The 5,334-nt window shown below is 57.5% G+C and carries 5 protein-coding genes; 2 read left to right on the plus strand and 3 right to left on the minus strand.

Annotated elements, in window-relative coordinates:
- Positions 1-178 precede the first annotated feature (178 nt).
- From ACI2KA_RS26775 to ACI2KA_RS26785, 3 genes are all read right to left on the minus strand, one after another.
- On the minus strand, positions 179-601 hold the full coding sequence (locus tag ACI2KA_RS26775) for an antirestriction protein (RefSeq protein WP_404505462.1): 423 nt from the start codon (positions 599-601) through the stop codon (positions 179-181).
- Between the two features lie 341 nt (positions 602-942).
- Positions 943-1,290 (minus strand): hypothetical protein, encoded by a 348-nt coding sequence (locus ACI2KA_RS26780; RefSeq protein ID WP_404505463.1) that lies wholly within the window; start codon positions 1,288-1,290, stop codon positions 943-945.
- Positions 1,291-1,479: 189 nt separating this feature from the next.
- Positions 1,480-3,621 carry a ParB/RepB/Spo0J family partition protein gene (locus tag ACI2KA_RS26785; RefSeq protein WP_404505464.1) on the minus strand — a complete coding sequence of 714 codons (2,142 nt, stop codon included), beginning with the start codon at positions 3,619-3,621 and terminating at the stop codon, positions 1,480-1,482.
- A gap of 335 nt (positions 3,622-3,956) precedes the next feature.
- On the opposite strand from ACI2KA_RS26785, the gene ACI2KA_RS26790 reads away from it, so the two are divergent.
- Positions 3,957-4,922 (plus strand): autoinducer binding domain-containing protein, encoded by a 966-nt coding sequence (locus ACI2KA_RS26790; protein ID WP_404505465.1) that lies wholly within the window; start codon positions 3,957-3,959, stop codon positions 4,920-4,922.
- Positions 4,923-4,999: 77 nt separating this feature from the next.
- Positions 5,000-5,334 (plus strand): acyl-homoserine-lactone synthase (locus tag ACI2KA_RS26795; RefSeq protein ID WP_404505466.1); only part of this gene is annotated, 335 nt, incomplete at its 3' end.

Here is a 5,334-nt window from a genome sequence, read left to right on the forward strand (position 1 = left end):
GCCAATCGCAAAAATTCTGCAGAAGCTCCGAAATTTCATAAATACCTGTGCAGAAACCTATAGCCGATAAACTCCCCGCCGTCGTGTTTTTGCGAGCTAAGCGGGTCTTATGTAGGTTTTCTGCTCCGCTGCTACTCAAAGCCCAGCTACGCCGTCGAGGCAGGCGCACATTGATACCTCAGTCGATCGCCTCAATAATTTGTGCGGCTTCAGGATGCTCAGCGGAATAAACATAGAGGCGGCCATAGGCTTCCGAGAGATGGTCGGACGGATGCCGGAAGGAGAGATGCGAGAAAGCAAAAAGCGTGGCGATAATCCCCGCAGCTTCCGCCGATACCTCACCCTGAAACCCCGTGATTTCGCCGGTGATCCGAAAGCGCGATCTGGATCGCGGCGCCAGAAACAGCGGCGTACCTTGATGCTCATAGAAGTCCCAGAACCCGCCGCGGTAGTCGAGAGGGCTCAGCCGTTCCATGAGGCTGTAAACAGCGTTCTCGCCGATGATCAGCAGCGAGCGCCCGAACAGGGTCGGGAGGAATTTTAAACGGCGCTCGTCGGGAACAATGGCGGCGGATTGAGGACCAGTTTCGAATACAGACATCGATCTTTCTCCAGAGAGGCGAGTGGGTCAGTCCGGGCAGCCCTCTCTCGACCGCCTGGTTCGCCCTCTCCCGGCCCCACTCCTCCTCTTCCCGGCTGACCAACGCCCACCCGCGCCAGCCGCGCTCGAAAGGTTTCAGCGGTCTACCTGCGATCAATCTGGATGGAGACGACGGGCCGCAGACCGGATCGCTGTCATTGCCGCGTGAAATTCGGCGTTACTCACCACATCGGAGAGATCCACCGTTGAGATGATGATCTCGCGAGCTGACTGGATCTCTTCTTCTGTCACCAAAACCGTCAAAAGTGACCCGAAGCTGTCATCGACGTCGAGTACGGAGGCTATCGCGCTGCGGACCCGGTCTTCGTGCAAGCGCGCGAGAACATGGTTTGCCCTCGGTGCTTCATCGGCTCCTCGGGATCGGCTGCACAGGCGAGAATTGCCTCACCTCGCGCGATTGCCCACGCCGCCTTGCCCCGCCAGTACGGCGGCAAACCTCGCGTCGCACGAGCATCGTGGACCATCATCTTCAGCAGCCCCAGCAATATCTCGAAGTGGTCGCCAAGACGCTGGACCGCTTCGTCAAACTGTGACGGCACGGGGATCGATGATCCGGTGTTGTGAGCCTTTTCACCCCTCCAAATGCCGGTGACGTGAACCTCACCGGAGGCGTCATAATCCTTCTGCAAAGATTCTCAGTTCTCGGCCACGAGCGCGGCCTTGCAGACCTCCTCCAGCGTCTTGGCTATAGGTGCCATACCGAAATATCGGCAGGGTATAGGTCGTTTCGATCGTGTAAGCGGGCATGGCGGATCCTCCTGAAAAACAGGGAAGCCCGGCTGTCATCCGGGCTTCCGTTAGGGCGGGCTTTGGCGTGGTTACTCGGCGGCTTCGAGATGATCACCGTCGTCCGGATCGGTGGATACCTCCTCCGCATCCTGGTCCCCGGTCAGGAAGGCCGGCAGATCGACGTCGTCAGGTTGGGCGGCATCGTCTTCGATACCGTCGTCGGTCACCGTCGCATCAACCTGAGTGACCGTGGTCGTTTCGGCGGCTGGAAGCCGCAGCACTTCGGGGAGCCATCCGCTGCCTTCCAGCAAACGGGCCGCCTCGCGCGCCATGTCGGGTTTCTTCAGATGATCGATAAGCTGCGCCGACTGTTCGCCCTTTGCCTCGCGGACCGCCTGCAGGATATGCGCCTTGGTCACACGCTCGAGGTAGTTGTCGACCGTCGGCGTCCAGCCGGCTTCCACCATGCCAAAACCGAGCGAACGGGCGAGCTGTCGGGCATGGATGTTTTCCTTGACCCGCTTGTTCCACGCCTGGACCGTGGTGTTTACTGACAACGAGACGCAATGCGCAAACAGCGCCATGCGGCTGGTTTCATCGAGCATGACCAAATAGTCCCAGACCTCGTCAGCGTTCGCGGGAAGATCATGACCCCACGATTCCTGCCGCTGTTCGATCTCTTTCGCCCAGACCGTATCGCCGAGCCCCTGTGCCTGACCGAATGTGGTGTGCTGGAGCGTGATTTCCAGGCACGAGTCCGCCCCGTATCTGTAGAAGATCTTGAGGACGGCGACATGGAGCGCGGCGACGAATGCCATCACCGGATCGTTCGCCAGCGCATCGCGAAGGGCGACGGTACGGGCGGCCGTCAGATCTTCGATGACGCGATCGGAAAGAGGGCGAAGCTTTCCGTCGTCGTCTTCCGGCTCTTCAACGCCGGCAGGCTTGCCGTTAATCGAAACGCCACCGTTCACCGAGGCCGCAACGGTGTCTTTTCCGCCGTGACCGTCGCCGTCATCGGTGTCAGCGTCATCCGCCTCGACAGCGGGCTCATCCTCAGGCCGGACGAAACCACGTTCGATCTTCAGTTCGCCGCTGACGGCAAGCGAGATAAAGGCGCCGCCCCGCGCGACATCTTCCGGATCGAAGACATAGGGCCGGTCGTTCAACGCATCCAGTTCATTCCCGAGCTCTTCAAGTCGAGCTTCTGTTTCCTCGGAGTAGTCTTCTGTCTCGGCATAGTCGGCGTCGAGCTTGTCATACTGCGCCTTCAGAGCGTCATGACGTGCGAGTTCGTCCTCCGTGTATTCCGCCTGTTTGCCATAGAAACGGCGAAGGCCGGAGGTATGGCCATATGGGAAGTCGAAGGCCGCCTCGACCCATTTCCAGCCTTCTTCGGCCTTCAGCGCCTCCGCGTCGACGGTCAGCTTTTCGATCACGAGTTGTTCGAGCAGCGCCGGATCCTGCAGCCATCCGCCATTGTCCGGTTCGAACAGATCGCGCATGACGACACCTCCGGCAGCCTCGTAGACGTCGATGCCGACATAAGTGGCGCGGCGATCGGCGGCCCGAACCGCGGTTTCCGTCAGCATGCGGCGGATGTAATTGGCATCCTGGCTATAGGACCGCGAGACCGTGTCCCAAACCTGCTCCTGGCGAGCGTGGTCATTGGTGATCGAGAATGCCATGACCTGGCCGAGCTTCATCTCGTCATTCGCGTAGATCTCCAGAAGCCGCGGCGAGACCGACGCCAGCCGCAAACGCTGCTTAACCGTCGCAACCGAGATATGGAGGCGTGCGGCGATCTCCTCCTCATCGAGCCCCTGTTCGCGGAGCGTCATGATGGCCCGAAACTCATCGAGCGGGTGGAGGTCGACGCGCTTGATGTTTTCGGCAAGCGAGTCCTCGACTTCAGGCGTTTCGCCCTTGCTGACGATGCACGGAACAGCGGCGGTCTTCGACAGCTTCTTCTGGCTGACCAGCAGTTCCAGCGCGCGATAGCGACGGCCGCCGGCCGGGATGCGGAAAATTCCGGTCTCGTTGCCGTCGGCATCGATCTCGGCGCGGACGTTGAGACTTGTCAGTAGTCCGCGATGGGCGATGTCTTCGGCAAGTTCCTCGACCGAGACGCCCGCCTTGATCTTGCGAACGTTCTGCTGGCTCAAAACGAGCTTGTTGAACGGAATGTCACGCCCGGCATTAAGTGTGATTTTCTGGATGGCCTGTGCCATATCGTTTCTCCGTGGCGGATCGGCCGGAGCCTTTCTCCGACAACCACAATCCGCTACGAACTCCCCTTCCCCCCTCTCCCTCCAGCCGCATCCGCCACCCTCCTACGTTTCCTTCGGGCCGGCCGTTGGAACACTCTTCCGATCCCTGTCCACACATTCCTCTCACTGAAACCGCTGGCGTTACATACGTGACTACTCTCCCGCACCGGCAATAAGTATGGCACACGAGTTTGACTTGGCCGCCTCTAACAAACCACAAGCGCGAGATAGATGAAATTTGGGGCGACAATGATCTGCTCCATTCCCAGAAATCGGGAATACACGCGAACCGGAGCATGCAAAACAAGCTGATGCACCTATACGCAAAATGCGCGCCAACTAAGAACTCTCGAAATTGTGAACTCCTTCAGTGGTTGCGTCCGCAGCAAAATACACCGAAACTTCAATCTATGATTTCAATAAAAAGCTTTCAATGCGTTAAAGCTGAGGATTGCGTGCGTTTCATCTATTTTGACAAAGACACGGCGAGGCGTGAAGAGTTCACATACATCAACACATTGATCGATACCGCCGACCATCATCCAGCCGATTTCACTGCGATCGTGCGGGAAATACGGGACATTTATCGTCTAGCCCATGTCGTCTACCATGCGGCTTTTGTACCCGGCGTTCCGACTGAGGAGCGGGCGGTGTATCTCACCTATGAGGACGCTTGGAAAGCCGAATATTTCAAGAATGAGTATTTCAGGATCGACCCTGTCGAAGCTGCTGCAAGGCAGGCAATCATGCCGGTGGATTGGGCTAACGTTGATCAGTCTTCCACCGAAGAAGTGCGCCGGTTCTTTTTGGCGGCAAGCAGTTACGGTGTAGGCCGACAGGAGGTCTCTATTCCGGTCAGGCACCCGGGCGGGGCCTATGGTGTTTTCACTTTCACTTCGAATGCGTCGGATCGAGAATGGGAGGTCGAGAAGTACCGCAATTTGCTCGAATTGCTCTACATTGCGAAGCTCCTGCACCAGCGATACGTCCTGGCTGCTACGGAAGCCAAGCCAGTGCGGTTTCTTTCATTGACACAACGAGAGCGACAGGCCCTTGCTCTTCTAGCCTCTGGCTACGAGATCAAGCAGATCGCTGACAGGTTTGGGCGATCGCAAACAACCATCCGGAATGACCTGAACTCTGCCAGGCTGAAGCTCGACAGCGCCAGCCCATATCAAGCTGCAACCAAAGCCGTCGTGCATGGTCTGATCAACGCATGGGAGCTTGTATTACACTTCGATCCCCAGCGAGATGAGAGATAATCAGCAGAGTGAAAATTGCGAATTTCGGAGTTGAAGCGCCGGCGGCTTCAACTGATCGTTCCCCAAACGAGGCAGTGATGATCATCAAAATATTAAAACGCGATGAAGCAGCACATCGTGCTCATTTGTTCCGGCAATTGTATCAGGCTCGCGCGAGGGTATTTCATCAGCGCTTGGGTTGGGACGTTTCCGTTTATATGGGGCTCGAACTCGACGACCTCGATACGAAAGCCGATCCTGTATATGTCGTCATGGTCGATCCGGATGATAATGTTCTTGGATCGCTCAGGATACTTTCTGGAAAAGGACCTACCCTGTTATACGCCGCCTCGCTGATCTCGACTCTTTGGCCTTCCCAAAACGCGATGAATCTGAATCTCTGGTGCAAACCGGAGGTTTGCGATGCGATCAG

This window comes from Agrobacterium sp. NPDC089420, assembly GCF_044900305.1.
Lineage (GTDB): Bacteria > Pseudomonadota > Alphaproteobacteria > Rhizobiales > Rhizobiaceae > Agrobacterium.

What these genes read in the sequence shown, in the direction of transcription:
- ACI2KA_RS26775 (WP_404505462.1), bottom strand. Translation starts at nt 601, where the DNA reads ATGTCTGTATTCGAAACTGGTCCTCAATCCGCCGCCATTGTTCCCGAC.
- ACI2KA_RS26785 (WP_404505464.1), bottom strand. Translation starts at nt 3,621, where the DNA reads ATGGCACAGGCCATCCAGAAAATCACACTTAATGCCGGGCGTGACATT.
- ACI2KA_RS26790 (WP_404505465.1), top strand. Translation starts at nt 3,957, where the DNA reads ATGCAAAACAAGCTGATGCACCTATACGCAAAATGCGCGCCAACTAAG.